The 22,297-nt window shown below is 66.6% G+C and carries 16 protein-coding genes; 9 read left to right on the top strand and 7 right to left on the bottom strand.

What is annotated here, in order from left to right; translation table 11 throughout:
* The first annotated feature begins 149 nt into the window (after positions 1-149).
* The 5 genes from HLH27_RS11200 to HLH27_RS11180 all read left to right on the top strand — a co-directional run bounded on the left by HLH27_RS11200 (position 150) and on the right by HLH27_RS11180 (position 5,375).
* Positions 150-368, top strand: coding sequence for a hypothetical protein (locus HLH27_RS11200; RefSeq protein WP_182950127.1), 219 nt, complete (start codon positions 150-152; stop codon positions 366-368).
* Between the two features lie 119 nt (positions 369-487).
* Positions 488-1,213, top strand: coding sequence for a response regulator (locus tag HLH27_RS11195; RefSeq protein ID WP_220790391.1), 726 nt, complete (start codon positions 488-490; stop codon positions 1,211-1,213).
* Positions 1,210-2,652 (top strand): sensor histidine kinase, encoded by a 1,443-nt coding sequence (locus tag HLH27_RS11190; protein WP_182950125.1) that lies wholly within the window; start codon positions 1,210-1,212, stop codon positions 2,650-2,652. The genes HLH27_RS11195 and HLH27_RS11190 overlap by 4 nt, the downstream gene beginning before the upstream one ends.
* A 92-nt stretch (positions 2,653-2,744) precedes the next feature.
* Positions 2,745-3,494 (top strand): DUF3313 family protein, encoded by a 750-nt coding sequence (locus tag HLH27_RS11185; RefSeq protein ID WP_246375801.1) that lies wholly within the window; start codon positions 2,745-2,747, stop codon positions 3,492-3,494.
* Positions 3,495-3,773: 279 nt separating this feature from the next.
* Positions 3,774-5,375 carry a B12-binding domain-containing radical SAM protein gene (locus HLH27_RS11180; protein WP_182950124.1) on the top strand — a complete coding sequence of 534 codons (1,602 nt, stop codon included), beginning with the start codon at positions 3,774-3,776 and terminating at the stop codon, positions 5,373-5,375.
* Between the two features lie 77 nt (positions 5,376-5,452).
* Here the strand turns inward: HLH27_RS11180 and HLH27_RS11175 are convergent, their stop codons facing one another.
* Positions 5,453-7,918, bottom strand: coding sequence for a TonB-dependent receptor (locus tag HLH27_RS11175; RefSeq protein ID WP_182950123.1), 2,466 nt, complete (start codon positions 7,916-7,918; stop codon positions 5,453-5,455).
* 126 nt (positions 7,919-8,044) lie between these two features.
* On the opposite strand from HLH27_RS11175, the gene HLH27_RS11170 reads away from it, so the two are divergent.
* Positions 8,045-9,223, top strand: a complete 1,179-nt coding sequence (locus HLH27_RS11170) for a sensor histidine kinase (protein WP_182950122.1) — start codon at positions 8,045-8,047, stop codon at positions 9,221-9,223.
* Positions 9,220-9,876 carry a response regulator transcription factor gene (locus tag HLH27_RS11165; RefSeq protein ID WP_182950121.1) on the top strand — a complete coding sequence of 219 codons (657 nt, stop codon included), beginning with the start codon at positions 9,220-9,222 and terminating at the stop codon, positions 9,874-9,876. Before HLH27_RS11170 ends, HLH27_RS11165 begins: the two co-directional genes overlap by 4 nt.
* Here the strand turns inward: HLH27_RS11165 and HLH27_RS11160 are convergent.
* The 3 genes from HLH27_RS11160 to HLH27_RS11150 form a co-directional block, all read right to left on the bottom strand.
* Positions 9,851-11,440 carry a globin-coupled sensor protein gene (locus HLH27_RS11160; RefSeq protein ID WP_275943908.1) on the bottom strand — a complete coding sequence of 530 codons (1,590 nt, stop codon included), beginning with the start codon at positions 11,438-11,440 and terminating at the stop codon, positions 9,851-9,853. The two genes, HLH27_RS11165 and HLH27_RS11160, sit on opposite strands and share 26 nt — an antisense overlap.
* The gene (locus HLH27_RS11155) at positions 11,437-13,080 is read right to left on the bottom strand and encodes a putative bifunctional diguanylate cyclase/phosphodiesterase (protein WP_246375800.1); all 1,644 of its coding nucleotides are present in this window, start codon (positions 13,078-13,080) and stop codon (positions 11,437-11,439) included. Before HLH27_RS11155 ends, HLH27_RS11160 begins: the two co-directional genes overlap by 4 nt.
* A 794-nt stretch (positions 13,081-13,874) precedes the next feature.
* Positions 13,875-14,951, bottom strand: a complete 1,077-nt coding sequence (locus HLH27_RS11150; RefSeq protein WP_220790390.1) for a hypothetical protein — start codon at positions 14,949-14,951, stop codon at positions 13,875-13,877.
* Between the two features lie 225 nt (positions 14,952-15,176).
* On the opposite strand from HLH27_RS11150, the gene HLH27_RS11145 reads away from it, so the two are divergent.
* Positions 15,177-17,684, top strand: a complete 2,508-nt coding sequence (locus tag HLH27_RS11145) for a phosphocholine-specific phospholipase C (RefSeq protein WP_182950118.1) — start codon at positions 15,177-15,179, stop codon at positions 17,682-17,684.
* A 100-nt stretch (positions 17,685-17,784) separates the two neighbouring features.
* Here the strand turns inward: HLH27_RS11145 and wrbA are convergent, their stop codons facing one another.
* Together wrbA and HLH27_RS11135 are read right to left on the bottom strand one after the other, a co-directional pair.
* Positions 17,785-18,381 (bottom strand): NAD(P)H:quinone oxidoreductase, encoded by a 597-nt coding sequence (wrbA, locus tag HLH27_RS11140; protein ID WP_182950250.1) that lies wholly within the window; start codon positions 18,379-18,381, stop codon positions 17,785-17,787.
* Positions 18,382-18,497: 116 nt separating this feature from the next.
* Complete coding sequence (locus tag HLH27_RS11135) at positions 18,498-19,901, bottom strand: NRAMP family divalent metal transporter (RefSeq protein ID WP_246375798.1); 1,404 nt, start codon at positions 19,899-19,901, stop codon at positions 18,498-18,500.
* 345 nt (positions 19,902-20,246) lie between these two features.
* Between HLH27_RS11135 and HLH27_RS11130 the strand changes: the two genes are divergently transcribed.
* A complete protein-coding gene (locus HLH27_RS11130) occupies positions 20,247-21,587 on the top strand; it encodes a PQQ-dependent sugar dehydrogenase (RefSeq protein ID WP_182950117.1) in 1,341 nt (446 codons plus the stop codon).
* 83 nt (positions 21,588-21,670) lie between these two features.
* On the opposite strand, the gene HLH27_RS11125 is transcribed toward HLH27_RS11130, so the two are convergent.
* A complete protein-coding gene (locus HLH27_RS11125; protein ID WP_182950116.1) occupies positions 21,671-22,282 on the bottom strand; it encodes an NTP transferase domain-containing protein in 612 nt (203 codons plus the stop codon).
* Positions 22,283-22,297 lie beyond the last annotated feature (15 nt).

The raw sequence follows: 22,297 nt of genomic DNA, 5'->3' as shown, positions 1-22,297 counted from the left end.
CCGATCGGGCACCGATTCGAAAACCATGTTTCAGACACGACACATTCAGGACATATCGCAGAAAAGAAAACGGATTACACACGGCCCGGACCCCAAGGCACAGGATACGGGAAACCTGCCGAAAAGGGGGACAGGAAGGAGCAAGGACAATGGCCTCTCACCCCATCGGCATGACGCATATCCCGCCGTCGATCGACAGCGCACCGCGCAGCAAACCCTCGGCACCGAAGGCGCGGAAAGCCATGCAGGCTGTCATCCGATACCTTGTCGCCTTCGCCTTTTCCATTTTCCCGTGGATGTTCATCGCATCCTACATGGTCATCTCCATCTCGATCTCGCTGCTGTACGTCAACGCAGCGCACAGATAGGAAAGGCCCTTCCCGTGGAAGACGACCGCATGCAGCGGCAAGCCTTTTTGTGTCCGGCCAGACATAACGTTTCCTGCCCCGGACATCATCGGGCAAACCGCCCGTGATATACGGGACCGATGACCACCATGCCCAATCTTCTCGTTGTCGATGACGACAGGGATATCCTCGACCTTCTGACCGGGTTCCTGCAAAGGCACGGCTACCGGGTCTCGGTCGCCGAAGGCGGGCAGGACATGTTCGCCGCCCTCGAGGCCGAAGCCATCGACCTCGTCATCCTCGACATCATGCTCCGCAAGGAAGACGGGTTCAGCCTCTGCCGGAAACTGCGCAGCACCTCGAACATCCCCGTCATCATGCTCTCCGCCATGGCCGACCATACGGACCGGGTCGTCGGGCTGGAGATCGGGGCCGACGATTATCTGACCAAGCCCTTCGACCAGCGGGAACTCCTGGCACGGGTCAAGGCCGTCCTCAGGCGCGTCCGCGACAATCTCCCGGGGCCGGGGGAATCGACCCCGGCGCGTCCCATCCTGTGCTTCGGCACCTGGCGGCTGGATGTCACGCGCCGCGAACTGCGCTCGGCGAACCAGTCGCTGGTCCTGCTGTCGGGCGGCGAGTTCGAACTCCTGCTGGCCTTCGTCGAACATCCCCAGCATGTCCTGACCCGCGACCAGCTGATGGACCTCGCACGCGGCCCGTCGCACGCGGCCTACGACCGCAGCATCGACGTCCAGGTCAGCCGCCTGCGTCACAAGCTGGAGGACGATCCCAAGAACCCCGAGATCATCCGCACCGTCCGCAACGGCGGCTACATCTTCGCCTCCCCGGTGACCAGGGCATGAAGCGCTTCCTGTTCCTCGAGGATACGATCACGCGCAGGCTGGTCGTCACGGTCGCGCTGGCCGCGGGCGTCACCCTGCTCCTGCTCCAGCTTTTCTTCGCGTTCGGCGGAACGTGGGCCAAGCCCGATGTCCAGGCGACGGGCCTGGTGCAACAGGTCGCAACCGTCATCCGCCTGGTGGATGCCGCCACCCCCGCCGAGCGGGCACATCTTGCCGACGCGGCCAGCACCGACAGCATCCATTACGGCTGGTACGAGGCCGGCAGCACGGTGGCCGGCACCCTGGAACACGGGCAGTATCTGGACGCGCAGGTCCAGCAGAGCCGCGCCTTCCTCCAACCGTTCCTGACCCGCAAGCCGGACAGGATCGTCGTCTTCCAGGAAGACAATCCCGTCTCCCGGGCCCCCGGCCTGCCCTATGACCGGGTCCGCAATCCCGATGCCTATTTCGTCGGCGTGCGGCTGGCGGACGGAAGCTGGATCCTGGGCATCGCCCTCCAGAGATTCTGGGGGTTCGACCCGCTCCAACGCCTGCTTCTGCAGATCCCGATGCTCGCCCTCTGGGTCATCGCCGTGTCCCTGATCGCGTCCCGACAGCTCTCCCGCCCGATCGAACATCTGGCCGATTCCGTCCGCCGGCTCACCCACCAGCCGCCAAGCGGCACGATCGAGGAAGCCGGCCCGCGAGAAATCAGGCTGGTCGCACAGACCATCAACGGCATGCAGGCCCAGATCCAGCGTTTCATCGAATACCGGACGACCATGCTGGCGGCGATCTCGCACGACCTGCGCACGCCGCTGACACGCATCCGCCTGCGCGGCGAGTATATCGACGACAAATGGCAGCAGGCCAACCTGTTCCGCGATGTCGACGAAATGCAGGCCATGATCGATGGCGCCCTTTCGTTCTTTCGCGACGACGCGGCCAGCGAAGCCGCCACCATGTTCGACCTGCCCGGCCTGCTCCAGACCATCGCCTACGATTACAGCGACCAGGGCCACAGGGTGGACTATCACGGCCCGAACAAGAGCTGTTACGTCGGGCGCCTCTATGCGCTGAAACGGGTTTTCACGAATCTCGTCGAAAATTCCATCAAATACGGCACACCGCCCACGATCGACCTCGAACGGCAGGGCGACGGCAGCATGATCGTCTTCGTCCGCGATCGCGGCCCGGGCATTCCTCCGGACGCCCTGCCGCGCGTGTTCGATCCGTATTTCCGTGTCGACAAGTCCCGCAACCGGCAGACGGGCGGCGTCGGGCTGGGCCTGACCTCGGCACAGGCGATCATCCGCTCCCATGGCGGCGATATCGTGATGGAAAACCGCGCGGGCGGCGGGCTGGAAGTCCGCGTCCTGCTGCCGCCGCCGACACAAAGCGGTCGCAATATTTCCGAACCGGCACATATGGGACACACGCCGGAAAAACCCGCCCGCTAGCCTGCTCCCATCGAAACACGACCGTATCGAAACGTTTCCGCGCAGACGGCCATGCCGCGACGGAACCCTCCCTTCGGCAGCCGGAGCCAGACATGCGTCCCACATCCCCTCGCGAAGCGGGCACCCGCCGCCGCCACCCGGTTGCAACCTCCATGGCCGCCTGCATGGCGATCGCACCGCTGATGGGCTGCGCCGGGCAGAAACTGACGCGGACAGGCTTCATCCCGCCCGAAACCTATGCCCGCATGGCCCATACGAAAGACCACACCGACGACCTGATCTACGTCAATCCGGCCATGAACGTGGCACGATACCACACGGTCATGATCGAGCCGGTGATCTGGAAACCGGTGGCAAAGGCGCCGCAACTTCCTCCCAAAGCCGAAGCGCGCATGACGGCGGCCTTCCAGAAGGAACTGGGCGACGCGCTGGGCCATGATTTCCAGGTCGTGCCCGCCGGCGATTGCGGCCCCTGCACCGACGTCATCCGCGTGCGGGCGGCCATCACCAATATCCGGCGCAGCAAATGGTATTATAACGCCATCCCGGTCGTCGCCGGCTTCGCCGCCGGTGCCGCCGGCGGCGGCATGCCCCCGATCCCGCCGCCGGCACCCGGCGGCGCGAGCGAGGAACTGATCGCCTCCGACGCGGCAACGGGCGAACCGCTGATCAGCGTGGCGACATACAATAACGGCATGCCGTGGAATGCGCTGGGCCAATGGCTGCCCTATATGCACGCCCGGCGGGCGTTCCACCTCGCCTCCCTGCTGCTGGACGAGCAGTTCGAAAAAGAGAAGAAAAAGGAACAGGCCCCCCAGGCCGTCGCATCGTCGGCCAACTGAAACACAAGACGGCCATTTCCCGAAACCGGGCGGAGGCTAGGCGCGGTCTTCTTTTTCCTCTCTAATGCGCAGGCTCATGCGCAAGACGGCCGTTCACTGAAACGGTATCTCTCTGCCGTCACAGACCGCCCCCGACGACGCCGCAAAGGACGCTTGTACCCTCGCAAGCGTCCCCGACCGACGCCCCCATGAAAATGCGCCCCCCAACGCCGTCGAAGAGAACGACAGGTCGCCCTCCTTGATCGCGCCCAGCTGCCAAATCAAAAGGATCTCTCCGTGATGACCGACAGCTGCAAAGTGCTGATGATCTTTCCCCTCTTCAATGCAAGCTCGTTCTGGAATTACAAGGAGGCCTGCGACCTGTCCGGCGCGCGCTACCCCGCCGCCCCCCTCGGCCTGATCACCGTCGCCGCCCTGCTCCCCAAAAACTGGGAGATCCGGCTGGTCAACCGCAACACCGAGTCTCTGAACGACGCGGATCTCGACTGGGCCGACCTGGTAATGACCGGCGGCATGCTCCCCCAGAGAAACGACGCCCAGCATCTCATCGAAACCTGCCGCGCGCGCGGCAAGCCGGTAGTGGTCGGCGGCCCGGACATCACATCCAGCCCCTCGGCCTACAGCGCCGCGAATTTCCAGGTTCTCGGGGAAGCCGAGGAGATCATGGCCGATTTCATCGCGGCCTGGCGCGACGGTGCCACACAGGGCATCTTCGAGGCGCCGATGGGCAAGACCGACGTCACCGGCAGCCCCCTTCCCCGCTTCGACCTGCTCAAGCTGGACCAGTATCTGCATGTCGGCATCCAGTTCTCGCGCGGCTGTCCCTTCAGTTGCGAGTTCTGCGATATTATCGAGCTGTATGGTCGCGTCCCCCGCACCAAGACGAACGAACAGGTCCTAGCCGAACTCGATGCCCTGCACGCCCTGGGCTATCGCGGGCACGTGGATTTCGTCGACGACAACTTGATTGGCAACAAGAAGGCCCTCAAGAAATTCCTGCCGGACCTCAAGCGCTGGCAGGAAAAGAAGAAATTCCCGTTCGAATTTTCAACCGAGGCCTCGATCAACCTGGCCGACGACGCCGAATTGCTGCGCGGCCTGTCCGAGACCAATTTCTTCGCGATCTTCGTCGGGATCGAGAGTCCGGATACGGACACGCTGGTCATGACGCAGAAAAAGCAGAACACCCGGCGCAGCCTGCAGGAAAGCGTCGCCAAAATCTATGCGGCGGGAATCTTCGTCAATGCCGGCTTCATCGTCGGCTTCGACAGCGAAAAAAACAGCGTGGCCACCGGCATGATCGACTGTATCGAAGATACCGCGATCCCGGTCTGCATGGTCGGCCTGCTCTACGCCCTGCCGACGACACAGCTCACCCGCCGCCTGCTGGCCGAGGGGCGCCTCTTCGTCGATCGGGACCAGACGAATTCGGGGGATCAATGTACCGCCGGACTGAATTTCGAGACGATGCGACCGCGCCGCGACGTGTTGAGCGACTACCGGTCGGTGCTCGCGGCGATCTACGACCCGACCGCCTATTTCGGCCGCGTCCGACGGCTCGGCCGGATGCTCAAACGCGCGCGGGGCCACAGGATGGTGCGGGGCGATCTCCGCAGTTTTGTCCGGCTCCTCTTCCGCATCCACCGCGCCGGACCGGGAACGGGCAGGCAATTCTGGCGCATGCTGCTGGACTGCGCCCTGCATAACCCCACGGCCTTGCCCTATGTGGTCATGACAAGCGCGCTCTACCTGCATCTCGGTCCGTTCGCGCGACAGGTCATCGGCGAGATCGATCGCGAGATCGGGGATGTCGACCAGGGCCGCTGGCAGGCCCCTCCCTTCCAGCGACAGGCCGCCGAAGGGGTCCTCCTGCCTGCCTGACCAGCACCGGAGCGCCTGAAACGGGGAAGGGCGACCGGTTGCGACACCGGCCGCCCCTCCCCATCATCCACCAGGCTTCAGTAAGTCGCCGAAATGTTGAACAGGAACGCCCGCCCCGTCGAAGGCGTCACCCGATCGGTAAACAGGTTGGAATAGTTCAGGCGATTGGCCAGGTTGTAGCCGTTCATCTGCACCCGCCAGTGCTTGAGGAAGCTGTGCGAGATCATGGCATCCCATTCCACCGTCGAGGGCGCGCGCTCGGTATTGGCGGCATCCAGCCACACACCCTGCCGCCATGTCAGCCCGCCGCCGAAGGTCACGTTCCACGGCGTATTGGCGCCGGCGGTATAGGTGGTCCAGAACGTCGCGGAATTCTTCGGCGCATACTGGATGCGCTTGCCCACATCCGCCGGGGTCAGCGAGGCCACGGTCTTCGCGTCGTAATAGGCATAGGTCGCGATGACATTCCAGTTCTTCAGGATCTCGCCCGACGCACTCAGCTCGAACCCCTGGTTCCGCTGCTGGTCGCTCGACGACGTCACGTCCCCGGTCGAAGGATCCGTCAGCATCGAATTGCCCTTCTCCAGCCGGAACGCCGACACGGTAAAGCCCATGCGTCCGCGAAACGCGTTATATTTCGCGCCGACTTCGTAAAGGCTGCTGCGCTCGGGCTTGAACCCCTCGGTCGAACTCTTCAGCGGCTCGACGCTGTTGGTCACATACAGGCCCAGCGGCGTGGTCGATTGCGCCCAGTTGAAATAGAGCATCGTGTTGTCGTCGGGCGTGTACATCAGGTTGACGGTCGGATTGTACGTATCCTGATTCTGCCCGAAGGACTGGCCGGTCCCCGCCGGCCCCTCATTGGCCGAATAATGGCTGTCCCAATGATCCCAGCGAAAGCCCGCGCGCATCGAGAATTTCGGCGTGAACCAGATCTGGTCCGAGAAGAAGGCACCGACATCCGTCGCATCCCCGGTCTTGTGCAGCGCCTGCCCGACACCGCTGATATTCACCAGGTCGTAATCGTACTGGCCCACGCTGCCCAGCAGCAGGCCGGGCACATAATTGGTCGGGTTCACCAGGCTGGTCGTGTCGGCCTGCGTGCCGTTCTGGCCGTTATAGTTGTAGGCATAATTCGTGCGCCGGTCATAAACGTGCGACACGTCCCACCCGGCGATGATCTGGTGCCGCAGCGCGCCGGTATTGAATTTCGCGATGGTGGAAAAGACATTCTGCACCGACCAGTCATTCTGCTGATAGGGCTCGGGCCCGCCCACATGGCCGCGCCGCGCCACCATCGCCGTCGCCGGATCGGTGAAATAATCCGCGTTGCAGGTCGCACTGCACCCTTCCTGCGACGCCGAGTAATAGCGCTCGTACATCCCGCCGCGCAGATCGTCGTAGAACGAGATATGGCTGTTCAGCTCGTGCTTCAGATGCGCCGACAGCATGTCGACATTCGTGGCATCCTGGTCGTACTGCGTGCCGTACCAGTTGTTGCGGTTGACCCCGAACTCCGTCGCCGGCCGCGCGACCGACGTCCCCGGCTTGGTCAGCAGCGGCACGCCGTAATCGGGCACGCGATTGTCGGTCTGGTGGAAATATTCGATCGTCAGCGTCGTCGCCTTGCCCAGCCCGAACGCGATCGAGGGCGCGATCCCCCAGCGGTGGGAATAGACGCTGTCGCGGCCGACCTCGTCATTCTCGTTGCCCATGGCCGCGATCCGCACGGCGGTCGACTCGCCGATCTGCTGGTTCACATCCAGCGTGCCGCGATAATAATCGGCCGACCCGCCGCCGAACTGCCCGCTATAGCTGTTCCCCAGATGCGGCATCTTGGTCACCATGTTGATGGCGCCGCCCGTGGTCCCGTTGCCGAACACTTCCGAAGACGGGCCCTTGATCACCGTCACATGGTCGTAGTCGAAACTGTCGCGGCTATAGACGCCGAAATCGCGCAGCCCGTCCTCATAGATATCGTTCTGCGCCTGAAAGCCGCGGATCAGGAACTGGTCGCCGCTCATCCCGCCTTCCCCCTCGCCGACCGAGGCGGTGATGCCGGGCACGTTGCGCAGCGCCTCGTCCAGCGACTTCACGTTCTGCTGTTCCATCAGCAGCTTGGGCACGACGTTGACGGTCTGGGCCGTGTGCATCACATCCTGCGGCATGCGGCTCAGGCCGATATCCTCGTGCAGGATGTTCATGCGGCTGCCCACGACGGTCACATGCTCTTCCGCCGCGCCGTTATGGCCCACCTGCTCCAGCGACTGCCCGTCCAGCGGGCGCGCGGGCACCACCCCATCGGCACGCGGCGGCACGGCCGGCGGCACGGCTTCGGTCGCATGATGGCCGTCCACCGGCGCCTGCGTGGCGGATTGCGCACGGGCCTTGCGGCCGACATGCCGATGATGCTTCGCATTCGTCGCCGTCTCGCCATCGGTGGCGGCCTCGGCCGAACCGACATGCAGGCCGGAACACAGCAAGGCAAACCCCGCCATCAGCGGAGCGGGATGGACACGACGGCGAATCAGCGGACTGGACATTCTCTCGTTCTCGCAACCACGGTTAGGTGGTGCCTTAAAAACACAAATGAGAATTAGTCACAATTGCACAAGGCCGAGTATCATCATAGACTTAGGTCCAGGTTCCCAATCTCGCCCAGAAATGTTATGATACATCGTGACGTTCCATTTCACGCCGGCGCGACAAACACGCTCCAGCCGCCGGGTGCAGCGGGCCAGCCGCCCGCAGGCCCGGCCACGCGGCCGAAAGCCCGGCCCACCGCGCCGAAGAGGCTCCCCTCACGCTTCTGGCGCTGGCAGTGGGTCGCCGCATCCATCCTGTCGGCCTTCATCTTCACGATTACCCTGTTTCCCTCGCACGATGCGTTCGGCGTGCTCTACGTGCTGGTCGTCGTGCTGGTCGCCGATCGCTGCACCCCCCGCAGGCTGCGGATCGTGGGCGGCACATGCGTCGCGCTGGAATGCACATCCTTCGCAGTCATCCATTACAACGCGCCCTTCGACGGCCAGTACGCCCGGCTGGCCCTCAGCCTCATCGCCACCCTCGTCGTCACGATTCTCGCCATGCGCAACAGGCAGGCCGGCGATGCGCTGGCCGCACAGGCCCGGCTGCTGGCCCATGCCGACCGCATCACGACGCTCGGCCACCTCACCGTCTCGATCGCGCACGAGGTCAACCAGCCTCTCTCGGCCATCGCCACCTTCGCCCAGTCGGGGGGCCGGTGGCTCAGGCGCGACGCACCCGACATCCCCGAGGCCCTGGCCTGCCTGGAGCAGATCCGGACCAGCAGCGCCCGCGCCGCCGCCATCATCAGCCGCGTCCGCGACCTGACGCGCAAGGCCCCGGTCGCCCGCACCCGGCTCGACCTCCCCTCCCTCCTCGAAGACACGCTCCTGCTGCTGCGCGCCGAACTGGCCGCGCGCGCCATCGACGTGCGCAGGATCGTCCCGCCCCACCTACCCGCCATCGCCGGCGACCGGATCGCCATCCAGCAGATCCTCATGAACCTGCTGCTGAACGCCATCCAGGCACTGGAAACGACGACCGGCCACCGCCGGCTCATCAGCGTGCTCCTCGGCGAGGACGGCACGAAGGACCGGACGGTACGGATCGAAATCACGGATACCGGCCCGGGCTTTTCCCGCCTCGACCCCGATCACCTCTTCGAACCCTTCGTGACCACCAAAGGCTCCGGCATGGGCATGGGCCTGGCGATCTGCCGCAATATCGCGGCCGCCCATGGCGGGACGATCGAGGCCCGCAACGCCACCCCGCGCGGCGCCATCGTCACCGTGCGCCTGCCCGCCACGGCCCGCGCGGCATGACGGCACCCGCACAGCCCGCCGGCCATGTCGTCGTGATCGACGATGACGAGGGCATGCGCGCCTCGCTGGACAGCCTGCTGCGCTCGGCCGGCCACGCCGTCACCACCTATGCCGAGCCCGATGCCTTCCTGCGCGCGGGTCCCCCGGCCGGCCCATCCTGCCTGCTCCTCGATGTCCGGCTGGGCCGCATCGACGGGCTGGATGTCCAGGTCGCGCTCGCCGAATCCGGCCTCGACCTGCCCGTCATCATCATGACCGGCCATGGCGACATTCCCATGGCCGTCCGGGGCATGCGCGCGGGCGCGATCGATTTCCTGGCCAAGCCGCTGGACGACCAGGCCCTGCTGTCCGCCGTCTCCCGCGCCCTGGCCCACCACGCCCCCCCGCCGAATGATGACGAATGCACGGCAGACATCCGGCGCCGCTACGACACCCTGTCCGACCGCGAGCGTCAGGTCATGGCCCTGGTCGTGGCCGGATTGATGAACAAGCAGATCGCAGGCCATCTTTCCCTCAGCCTGCCGGCGATCAAGCTCCACCGCGCGCATGTCATGCGCAAGATGGGCGCGCAATCCCTGGCCGACCTGGTGCGCCTGGGCGAACGGCTGGCGGTGCGCGACCTGTCGATCAGCCGCTACCCCAATCCGGCATAGCGGATATCGGGCTCCGCCCGCCCGAGCGGAAATGCGCGCGGGTGGCGATCCCCCGGCTGGGCCGCGCACCGAGCCGGAATTCTGCAAGCTGCGCCTTCAGCCCGGCCGCCTGCCCGGCCATGGCCGTACTGGCGGCCGAGGTCCGCTCCGCCATGGCCGCGTTCTGGCGGGTTCCCCGGTCGATCCCGGCCACGGCGCCGTTGATGTCGTGCAGCGCCGCTTCCTGCTCCCGCGCCGCAACGGCGATATCCTTCAGATGGCCGCCGATCTCCTCGACCCCGGCGATGATGGCGCCGATGGCGCCATGCGCCTCCCCCATCACGGCCACCCCGGTCGCGACCTGCGCGCGCGACGTGCCGACCAGGCTCCTGACCTCGTGCGAGGCCTCGGCCGCCCGGCTCGCCAGGTCGCGGATCTCCTTCGCCAGGATCTTGAAACTGTTCCCCGCCTCGCCGGCGCGGGCCGCCTCGATCCCGGTATTCAGGGCCAGCAGGTGGGTACGGGTGGCAATGGCGTCCATCACGTCGGTAATCCGGCCGATCGCGTCCGACGCCGCCGCGATATCGTCCATCGACGCCCGCGCCTGCGCGATCATCCCGCCGAACCGCCCCGTCACCTCCTGGCATTGCGCGACGAAATCCTCGGCCTCGGCCACCCGCGCCGCCGTCCGGGCCACGGTCGCGCCGACCTGCTCGACGGTCGCGGCGGTCTGCTCCACCGATGCGGCCTGCCGCTCCGTGCGCCCCGCCAGGTCGTGGGCGGCATTGCTGATCTCGGCGGCGGCGCTGTCGATGACCCGGCTGGTGTCATGGACACTGCCCAGCGTGTCGCTCAGGGCGGCCATGGCGGCATTGAGGTCGTCGCGCAGCGTCAGATAGGCCGGCGGCAAATCGTCGCGCACCTGCCCCGACAGGTCGCGCTGGGCGATCCGGCCGATGACGGCACCGAAACTGCCCGCCACCAGCTCCTGCTCCTTCCTGATCGCATCGTCCCGGGCGGCCTGCCGCGCCTGCTCCGCCTCGTCCAGATAGACGGAAATCGTCAGGTCCATTTCCAGGAACACGGCCTTGCACAGGCTGCCGATCGTGTTCGCCAGCCGCGACGCCACCTGCGCCCGCCGCCCCGAAAGCCGCCCCTTCCCCGCCAGCGCATCGGCAACGATGGCATGCACCAGATGATCGATGACGATGGCATAGCTGCCGATATACCAGGCAGGCTCCAGCCCGATCCGGGCATGGACGGCCCCGATCGCATGGACCCGGGCGACATATTCCGCCCCCAGGTCGGCCGCCGCGATGCTTTTCCAGTGCGCCCGCTGCGCCCGCTTCGCCTGCTCGACCGCCGCCCCCGACCCGAACAGGCCCCGGATCTCCGGCGTCTTCCCGATCCGGTCGTAAAGCCGGTCCAGCGCCGCCGGCAATTCGCGCTCGATCACGGCCCCGACCCGGCGGATCGCCTGATGATCCGCCTCCCTCATCTCCATGAAGTCCAGGATGCGTTTCAGTCGCGCGATATCCTTTCCGTGACTCTGAAGAGGCTTCTTTTTTTCAGGCTGGATACTCATCGCACGACCATCCCGGGGTCCAGCCGCGACACACGCTCCACATCGTCCGCCCCCGGCACGGGCCGGCCGTACAGATAGCCCTGCACCTCGGCACACCCTTCCTTGCGGACCAGGGCAAGCTGCTCCTCGGTCTCGACCCCCTCAGCGACCGTCCGCACCCCCAGCCGCTTGCCCAGGTCGGCAATGGCCCGCACCACGGCGGCACATTCCGGCCGCACCAGCGCATCGCGGACGAACGAGCCGTCGATCTTGATCTTGTCGAACGGAAAGGCCCGCAGATGGGCCAGCGACGAATAGCCGGTGCCGAAATCGTCCAGCGAGATGCACACTCCCATCTGCCGCAGCGTCAGCAGGTCCTGGATGCCGCCCTGCTCGTCGCCCAGCAGCGCCGTCTCGGTCACCTCGATCTCCAGCCGGTCCGCCGACAGGCCGGAACAGGCAAGGGCGGCCGCCACCGCCGGCACCAGCGTCTCCCTGCCCAGCTGGATCGCCGAGATATTGACGGCGACATGCGCCCCGTCCTTCCACTGCGCGGCGCTGCGGCAGGCCTGGTGCAGGACGAATTCGTCCAGCTGGTCGATCAGCCCGCACTGCTCGGCCACCGGCACGAACTCGCCGGGCGAGATCCAGCCGCGCTGGGGATGATGCCAGCGGGCCAGCGCCTCGCGCGCCGTGACGCGCCCGGAATACAGGTCGATGATCGGCTGGTAGAACACGAACAGCTCCCGCCGGCTGCGCAAGGCGGCCTGCAGGCTGTTCTCCATGTGCGTCCGCTCCTGGACCCGCAGCTCCAGGTCGCGCGAAAAGAGCGTGGCGCCCCCTTTCCCGTCTTCCTTGGCCGCATACAGCGCCATGTCGGCCCGCGCCAGCAGGGTCTCGGGCTCCACCCCATGGTCCGGCGCCAGCGCAATGCCGACCGACGCCCCGATCTGGATCGTCTGGCCCTGGTCGATCTCGAAGGACCTGCCCAGCGTCTCCACGATCCGGTCGGCATGCCCTCCGGCCGAAAGCGCAGGGTCATGAGGCAGCAGGATGGCGAATTCATCGCCCCCCAGCCGCGTCAGCGTCATCGCCGGGTCGCCGCACAGGGCCCGCAGCCGGTCCGCGACCTGCCGCAGCAGCGCGTCGCCCACCTGGTGCCCCCGCGTATCGTTGACCAGCTTGAAACCGTCCAGGTCGATATAAAGCAGCCCGAAGCGCGCATCGGGCCTGCCCAGCCATTCCTCCAGCGTCCGGCGGAACATCAGCCGGTTGGGCAGCCCGGTCAGCGCGTCGTGATGCGCCAGATAGCCGATGCGCTTCTCCGCCTCGACCTCCTTCGTCACCAGCGCCCAGGTCAGCATGGGCGCGACATACCGCCCGTCCCGGTCGGTAATGGCCGATACCTTCAGGTCCAGCACCTCGTCGCCCAGCCGGATGCGCGCCTGGTGCGGCAGGTTGCCCGGGTCAGACAGCAGATGGCGCTGATAGGCCGGACAGCGATGAAAGACATCGATCGACGTGCCGATCAGCTCATCGGCCCGGATCGGCAGCAGATGCTCGATCCGGCGGATCAGCGCCCGGGACATGTTGTTGGCATAGTCGATCAGCAGCGTCTCCGGCTCCACGGTCATGACCGCCACCGGCATGTCGTCGATCATGCGCAGAAGAAATTCGCGCTCCTTAGTCCTGAACCTGTCATCCAACGGTCCGCGTCCCATGATCAATCTTCAAGGCCCGCAACCGGCCCACCCTCGCGGCTCACGCGCGGCCAATTCCACAATCGCCACCCGTATATCGAACAGACTATACTAGCGGGGACCAGCCCCACGAACAAATCTATCCAATTTTTGCGGGAATGTTACAAAACAAGCAAGATGAAAATAGTAATAAAATATTGATTATTTACTTGATCCAGATCATGGCCATTTCCGTTTCGACCATAAATACCCGCACGACCCGCGCCCGAAGAGCCCCCACAAACCGGCACGCCCGACACGCTTTTCCCCGAAGCAGAGCGGCTTTATGGACCGAGAACACCAGCCGGCATCCCCCCTCACCGTCCCAAAGCCTGCCTGGAAACACGCGCCGGATCGCCACCAGCGCGCGTCCCCCATCAGCCTCCAAAACCTGCCTGGAAATGTGGGCTGGCGAGCGAGAGCGCCGCAAAGCGGCGCGCCCGTCGTGCGTTTCCGAGCACCGAAGCGGAGCGGCCTGTATGGAAGTGAGCATCGGAGCACAGGAAACGCGCGACGGATCGCCACCAGCAGCCCGCATCCCCCGTCAGTCCCCCAAAACCTGCCTGGAAATGTGGGCTGGTGAGCGAGAGCGCCGCAAAGCGGTGCGCCCGTCGTGCGTTTCCGAGCACCGAAGCGGAGCGGCCTGTATGGCCGTGAGCATCGGAGCACAGGAAACGCGCGACGGATCGCCACCAGCGCGCATTTCCAGGCAGGTTTCAGCCGTTGGCGGGGATGGTTACTATGGTATTCGGCCCCTTGCTGGTCTTGGACAGTTCCAGCAGGATCTGCAGCATGGTGAAGGCCAGCTTGCTGTCGAAATCCTCGTCGGCGATCCAGTAGAATTTATGATTGTAGCTGGTCCAGGAAAACACCGCCCCCGGCTGCTCCTTCGTCACGTGAATGACGACGATCGGCCGCGTCACCCGCCCGACCAGCTTGATGGTCGGCCGCGTGCGGCCCGAGGTGATATCCTCCTCCGGCACGTCGATCTGGTAGGCGATCTGCCCCAGCACACCCAGCACGGTGCGCGTCAGCAGCTGGATCTGCCCCCGGCGCGGCCGCCCGCCGCCATAGACGACCTCCACCCGCTCGTCGTCCTGCGCCATGCCCAGCAGCCGGCGCGTATCGTGCACCACCCGCACCAGCGCCGGGTCATCGCTCGAGGCGATCGACAGGAAGACGCGGTCGGCCGTCCCGTCCTTGTCGGTGGCGGTGGGGCTGCGCTCCAGCTGGATGCCCAGCAGCCCCGCCAGCTGCAACAGCCGCAGGTCGTAGATCAGGTCGAAGAAGGCCGGCGACCCGCGCCCCACATCCCCGCCCAGCGACCCCGCATTGCTGATCAGGTTGACCGACTGCACGGCCAGCCGGAACAGCACGTCGATCGGCAGCCCGCCCATGGCCAGCGGCAGCAGGTTGCCCGGCGGCAGCGGGCGCAGGAAGCTCTGCGCATAGGCATCGCCGGTAATGGGCTGGAAGGTGAAGGTCGGGCTTTCCTGCACCTGCATGCCCGCGCCGCCATAGGGCCGGGTGGCCAGGGAATAGGTACCGATCCCCACGGACAGGTTGCGCTGCAACTGATAGCCCGAGATCAGCTGCGTGGTGTCCAGAAAGCCCGGCGTGTCGGCATAGCGCAGGCGCACCACGTTCAGCAGCGTCTGCTGCTTGCCCGAACTGGTCAGCGCGCGCGAATAATCGCTCTGGTCCCGGTCCAGCCGGGTGGGCCCGATTTCATAGCATCCTTGCAGAACGGAAAGGCATGGCAGCAGCAGGAGAAAACGGATGGTCCTGTTCATGATTCCATGGCTCTAGATCACCGTGCCGACATTTCCAATGCGCTGCCAGATCATTTTTCCTGACAAGTTGGCAATGTCGGGCCGGCGGCAGCGGGCCGCCGACCCGCCGTCCCCGCCCCGCTTTCGTGGAATTGTCACACCCAGGCCCGGGACCCATGCCATATGTGGGGGGCCTTCCACCGGCACCGCTTCCCTCTCCGCGGACACGCACAGGTCGAGCAGAGCATGACGACACGTCGGGATTTCCTGAAATACGCGCTCCTGTCCGGGGCAGCGGGCGCCACGGAAGCGCTGCCCGCCGCCATCCGGCGCGCCTTCGCCATCGCCCCCAATCCGGGCACGAGCTGGCGCGATGCGGAGCATGTGGTGATCCTGATGCAGGAAAACCGGTCGTTCGACCATATGTTCGGTACGCTGCAAGGCGTGCGCGGCTTCAACGACCCAAGGGCGATGCGCCTGGCCAACGGCAACCCCGTCATGGCCCAGTCCGGCACGTCGGGGTCCGGCACGTCGGGCCAGACCTGGCTGCCGTGGCGCCTGAACATCCGCGACACGCGCATCACCTGGATGGGCTCCATCCCCCATTCCCGCGACAGCCAGGTCGATGCGTGGAACGATGGCGGCCACGACCGCTGGATCGACGCGAAGACATCCCCTTACGAACACTACGCCCGCTACCCGCTGACCATGGGCTACTACACGCGCGAGGACCTGCCGTTCTACTACGCGCTGGCCGACGCGTTCACCATCTGCGACCAGCATTATTGCGGCGCGATGACCAGCACGACCCCCAACCGCCTGCTGTTCTGGACCGGCACTCTCCGCGACCTGCAAGCGGCCGATTCCCGGGTCTACATGCGCAACGAGGAAATCATGGAAGGCGGCCTGACCTGGACCACCTTCCCCGAACGGCTGGAAAAGGCCGGCATTTCCTGGAAATTCTACCAGAACGAGCTCACCCAGACCGGCGGCATGACGGGGCGCGAGCGCGCATGGCTGTCCAATTTCGGCAGCAACGTCCTGGAATGTTTCGATCGCTACTGCGTCTCGGCCAATCCCGGCTTCGGCGCGTGGATCGATGCCCGGATGGGCGACTACACCGCCCATATCGACGGGCTGATGAAGCAGGACCCCTCGGCCGCGCGCGACGAACAGCTCGCGGCGACCCGCACGCTGCTGGATATCCTGATCCGCCGCCGGGCCGCGGCCGGCCGCACGCCCGACATGCTCCAGCCCGAAGAACGCGCCCTGTTCGAAAAGGCATTCGTCACCAACAGCGGCGACCCGGACTACAGGGCGCTGGAAACCCTCGCCTTCCCCAACGGGGACAGGACCCTGCACATGGACGCCCCCCGGGGCGATATCCTGCACCGGTTCCGGCAGGACGTACGCACGGGCACCCTGCCGGCCGTCTCGTGGCTGGCCGCACCCGAGCATTTCTCCGACCACCCCACCTCCCCCTGGTACGGCGCGTGGTACGTGTCGGAAATCATGGATATCCTGACCGAAAATCCGGATGTGTGGAAAAAGACCATCTTCCTCATCACCTACGATGAAAATGACGGCTATTTCGATCATTGCTGTTCCTACGCGGCGCCCGACCCCTACCGGCCGGAAACGGGCCGCTCCTCGGCGTCGATCGGCCCGGACGGGCTGGAACATACCTCCGCGCGCGACGAGCGCGACCGGGGCGTTCCCGCCCGCATGGCCCGCGGCGGCCCGATCGGGCTCGGCTTCCGCGTCCCGCTGATCGTGGCCTCCCCGTGGAGCCGCGGCGGCTGGGTCAATTCCGAACTGTGCGAGCACACATCGACCCTGCAATTCCTGGAAGCCTTCGCCCGGGAAAAGTTCGGCAAGACGATCACCGAAACCAACATCTCCCCCTGGCGCCGCGCCATCAGCGGCGACCTCACGTCCTGCTTCCGCCCCTATGACGGCACGGTGCCGAGCCTCCCGCACCTCGACCGCGACACCCATCTCCACGCCATCGAGGCCGCGCGGGACCAGCCCCTGCCCGGCGGCTTTCACGCGCTGGGCGCCGCCGAGCTCGCCGCCCTGCGCGCCGACCCGGCCACATTGCGCGCGACGGTGCGGCAGGAACCCGGCACCCGCCCCTCCTGCGCCCTGCCCTACGAACCCTATTGCGACGGCGGCCTGACGCCGGACGGCGAACAGCTCGCCCTGCGCCTGCGCGCCGGCCGGGCGCTACATGGCGCCCGCGCGGCGGGCCTTCCCTTCAATATCTATTGCCACGGCATGGTGCCGGACCCACCCCGGCGGCAGACCACCATGCAGGCCGGAACCTACGCGGTGGCGGCCGGCGACACGCTGGACACGGCCTTCGACCTGGCGCATTTCGCGGGCAGGCTCTACGAGGTCACGGTCCACGCCCCCAACGGCTTCTACCGCCGCTTCCGGGGGCGACAGGGCGGCCTGCGCCTGCAGGCGGAATGCCGCTACCTGCACGCCCCGGGCAAGGACCTGGTCCTGCGCGTCACCAACACGACCCCGCGCACGGTCACGGTCGCCTGCGCCCTCGCCAACCAGCGCACCCGGCAGACGCTGCGCCTGCCCCCCGGCCGCGCCGCCGAGGCCGCCTTCAACCTGGCGGCGGACGCAATGTGGTACGACCTCACCCTCACCAGCCCCGCCGAGCCCGAACTGGCCTACCAGTTCGCCGGCCGCGTCGAAACCGGGCGTCCCGGAATCACCGACCCCACCATGGGCATCTAACCGCCTGACCGGAAATGCGCGCCGCCGACGATCCGACGTGCAGAAAATGCGCGTCGGATCGCCGGCAGGGTGACTTTGCAAACAGCCTCTAAGCCGCCGTTCAGGCCAGCTTCTTCGCCAGCCCGGCCACATGCTGGCCGAGGAAGCGCGCGCCATCCAGCTCATTGGCGCTGACGGCGCGCGACCCGTCGCCACCGGCCAGCGTGGTCGCGCCATAGGGCGCCCCGCCCGAAACCTGGTCCAGCACAAGCTGCCCCTGGAAGCTGTAGGGCAGGCCGCTGATGACCATGCCATGATGGATCAGGTTGGACAGCAGCGAATACAGCGTCGTCTCCTGCCCGCCATGCTGGCTGGCGGTGGAGGTAAAGGCCGCGCCCACCTTGCCGATCAGCGCGCCCTTCAGCCACAGCCCGCCCGTCTGGTCCCAGAAGGCCGCCATCTGCGACGGCAGCCGCCCGAAGCGCGTCGGCGCGCCGATGACGATGGCATCGTACTGCGCCAGGTCGTCGGGGGTCGCCACCGGCGCCGCCTGGTCCAGCTTGAAATGATGCGCTTTCGCGATATCTTCCGGCACCGTCTCCGGCACGCGCTTGATATCGGCCTCGATCCCGGCGGCCCGGGCCCCCTCGGCCACGGCCTGCGCCATCGTCTCGACATGCCCATAGGTGGAATAATAGAGAACCAGCAGCTTCGTCATCATGACCTCTTCCCGGCGCAGGGCCGTTTCCTCGGGACGAACAATACGTCCCGGACCATACGGCCCACCCCGCCCCCCGGCACCCCCCAAAGACGGAAACCCAAGGTTTCCATCTTTTAGGGCCTGACCCGGAACAGCGCGCCGAACATCGCCAGCACCACGCCCCCCATCAGCACGGTCGCGATCCATCCCAGCCATCTCAGCGGGCCGCGAATGGCAAACCGCCCCATCACGTCCCGGCGCGCCGCCACCACCATCATCACGACCATGACCGGCACCGCCGCCACCCCGTTCAGCACCGCGCTCCAGAACAGCGCCCGGATCGGATCGACGGGCGCGAAATTGATGATCATGCCGATCAGGGTGGCGATCACCAGCGTCGCATAGAAGGCCTGCGCCTCCTTGGGCCGCCGCTCCAGCCCCGTCGGCCACTGCCGCGCCTCCCCCACGGCATAGGCCGCCGACCCCGCCAGCACCGGCACCGCCAGCAGGCCGGTGCCCACGATGCCCACGGTAAACACCAGCGAGGCGAACGCCCCCGCGATCGGCCGCAGCGCCTCGGCAGCCTGCGCCGAGGTCTGGATGTCGGTCACGCCCCGGGCATTCAGCGTCGCGGCCGTCGTCACCAGGATGGCAAGGGCGACCAGGTTCGAAAATCCCATGCCCACCAGCGTATCGATCTCGATCCGACGCAACGCCCGCCGCCCCTGCGAGGGCGCATCGACCAGGTCGGTGCGATGCGGATAGACACCCAGGTCCTCCACCTCCTCCGATGCCTGCCAGAAGAACAGATAGGGGCTGATCGTGGTCCCGAAAATCGCCACCAGCGCCGTCAGATAACCCGATGTCGGCGCATGGGCGGGCCAGACCAGATGGTATGCCAGCGCGCGCCAGTCCACATCCACGCAGGCCAGCGCGGCGAAATAGGCAAACAGCGCCAGCGTCAGCCATTTCAGCGCCGCCACATAGCGCGTATATTGCAGGAAAAGCTGCATCGAGATCGAAATCGCCGAAAACAGCAGCACATACAGCACCCGCGGCGCCGGCAGCAGCAGCCCCAGCGCATCGGCCATCGCGCCCAGATCGGCCCCAAGATTGATGATGTTCGCCACCAGCAGCAGCAGCACGACCCCGGTCAGCAGCCAGGCGGGGCAATGCAGCCGGATCACCCCGGCCAGCCCATGCCCCGTCGTCCGCCCGATCCGCGCGCTGATCATCTGCACCGCCACCATCAGCGGATAGGTGACCAGCAGCGTCCACGACAGGCCATAGGCAAACTGCGCCCCGACCTGTGAATAGGTCGCGATCCCGCTGGGGTCGTCATCCGACGCACCGGTAATCAGCCCCGGCCCCAGAACGCGAAACAGCCGCGGCCGGCTCGGCCCGACCACCGGGCTGGGCAGTTCCGGATCATCCGCCCCACGCGACCCGGCCGGCACAGGCTCCTCGTCCCCACCCCGCCCAGCCGCCGCCCCGCCTTCCCCCCGCCGCCGGGGCGCCCGCCGCGCTCTCATCCCCATGCGCGATCCGCGCGCGCCCGGTGGCCACGCGCGCGCATATCCATTTCCAATCCATCATGTCCACGCCATGATTTTTCCGGCATTTCCACGCCATTTCCCTCCAGCGGGCGCCCGGACCGCCACCACGCCATGACCAGCAACGTCCATCCCCCGCACCGGTTCGTCCATCCGCTCACGAACATGCCCGCGCCACCACCGAATCTTTCAACCGCACCCCCTCCCGACCGTGGAAAAACAGGACAGGGTGGTTGCGCTCCCACGGGAAATGGCATGATGATCGCCCCCTTTCCATCGTCGCCGGCTCCGGGCCCCGTCCCGGAGCCACAGACCACGAGGCCGCCTTCAATGACACGTTCCCGTTTCAGGCTTCTTCTGGCAGGCACCGGCGTCCTGGCGCTCCTGGCGGCCACCGGCTACCGCGCGATCGTCTCGCCCGAGGAAGCCCGGCAGACGGTCGAGGCCGGAACCGGCCCCAATCCGGTCCTGCTGCCGCCCAACAAGACCTTCATGCCCACGGTCAACATCGCCACCCCCATCGGCTGGCAGGGCACGCAGGCACCCGTCGCCGCATCCGGCCTGGCCGTGCATCCGTTCGCAACCGGGCTCGACCACCCGCGCTGGCTGTACAAACTGCCCAACGGCGATATCCTGGTCGCGGAATCCAACTCCCCCGGCACCGACATCAGGACACTGAAAAACCGCATCGCCGGCCTGATCATGGGCAAGGTCGGCGCGGGCGAGAAAAGCCCCGACCGCATCATCCTGCTGCGCGACACCGACGGCGACGGCGTGGCCGACCAGCGCAGCGTGTTCCTCGACCATCTCTATTCGCCCTTCGGCATGGCGCTGGTGGGCGATACGCTCTACGTGGCCAATGCCAACGCGCTGGTCCGCTTCCCTTACCACGAGGGCGAAACCCATATCGACGCGCCGGGCGAAAAGGCCGTGGACCTGCCCGCCGGCTACAACCATCACTGGACCAAGAACATCCTGGCCAGCCCGGACGGCAGCACCCTCTACGTCACCATCGGCTCCAACAGCAACGTCGCCGACAACGGCATGGAGGTCGAGGAAGGCCGCGCGCGGATCGACAGGTTCGACATCGCCAGCGGCAAGCTCACCCCCTTCGCCACCGGCCTGCGCAACCCCAACGGGCTGGGGTGGGAACCCGCGACCGGCGCCCTGTGGACGGTGGTGAACGAGCGGGACGAAATCGGCAGCGACCTCGTGCCCGACTATATCACGTCGGTAAAGCAGGGCGCCTTCTACGGCTGGCCCTACAGCTATTACGGCCAGCATGTCGATGTCCGCGTCCAGCCCCAGCGCCCCGACCTGGTCGCCAGCGCCATCGCCCCCGATTACGCGCTGGGCCCGCACACCGCCTCGCTGGGCCTCGCCTTCTCGCACGACAGCAGCCTGCCCGAGGCCTGGCGCGACGGCCTGTTCGTCGCCCAGCACGGATCATGGAACCGCAAGCCCAAGAGCGGCTATCGCGTCATCTACATCCCCTTCACCGACGGCCACCCCGCCGGCCCGCCCCGCGAAGTCCTGACCGGCTTCCTGACGGCGGACCAGGAGCATGTCCACGGCCGCCCGGTCGGGCTGGCACTCGACAAATCCGGGGCCCTGCTGGTCGCGGACGATGTCGGCAATACGGTATGGCGCGTCACCGGGGCGGCTCAATAACCTTCTTTTGTGATCCGTTCAGGGCCATCGCGTGTCCCCAGCACAAAACTCCTGAACGAATCAAAGTTTTTTGGTTCTTTCTTTCAAAAAAGAACCCCATCCTCCCCCTCGGCAATCCGCCGCGCCACCTCCAGATCCTCCGGCGTATTGACGTTCAGGAACGGATCGAACGGCGCATCCGCAAACACCACCTCCCGCACCCCGATCGTCTCGGCAAAGGCCCGCACGCCGAAGGCCGCACGCGGCGCATCGGGCCCGATCGCCCGCAGCCGCTCCCGCAGCGCCGCGCGCGCCGCCACCGGCCACAACGCCACCAGATGATGCCGCCGCCCGCCGGACACCGCCACCGCAGCAGCCGGCGCCAGCATCGCCGCCAGCCCGCGCGGCACGAAGGGCGTATCCCCCGGCACGGTCAGCACCTCCGCCCGTCCCAGCCCGGCCGCCCAGTCCATGGCCGCCAGCACCCCGGCCAGCGGCCCCGCCCCCTCGATCTCGTCCGGCAGCACCGGCAGCCCATAGGCGGCAAAGCGCCCGGCATCGCCCCGCGCGTTGATGGCCAGCGGCCTGCCCTCCCCCGCCAGCCGCTCCAGCAGCCGGGCCAGCAGGGTCGCGCGCCCCGCCGTCAGCAGCGGCTTGTCCCCCCCGCCCATGCGGGTCGCCGCCCCACCCGCCAGAACCACGCACGCGCACGCCATCCCCGCCCCTCCCTT

It is taken from the genome of Gluconacetobacter takamatsuzukensis (assembly GCF_014174275.1).
Lineage (GTDB): Bacteria > Pseudomonadota > Alphaproteobacteria > Acetobacterales > Acetobacteraceae > Gluconacetobacter > Gluconacetobacter takamatsuzukensis.
Note: the sequence above shows the minus strand (reverse complement) of the source record. Positions and strands in the feature narration are given on the sequence as shown.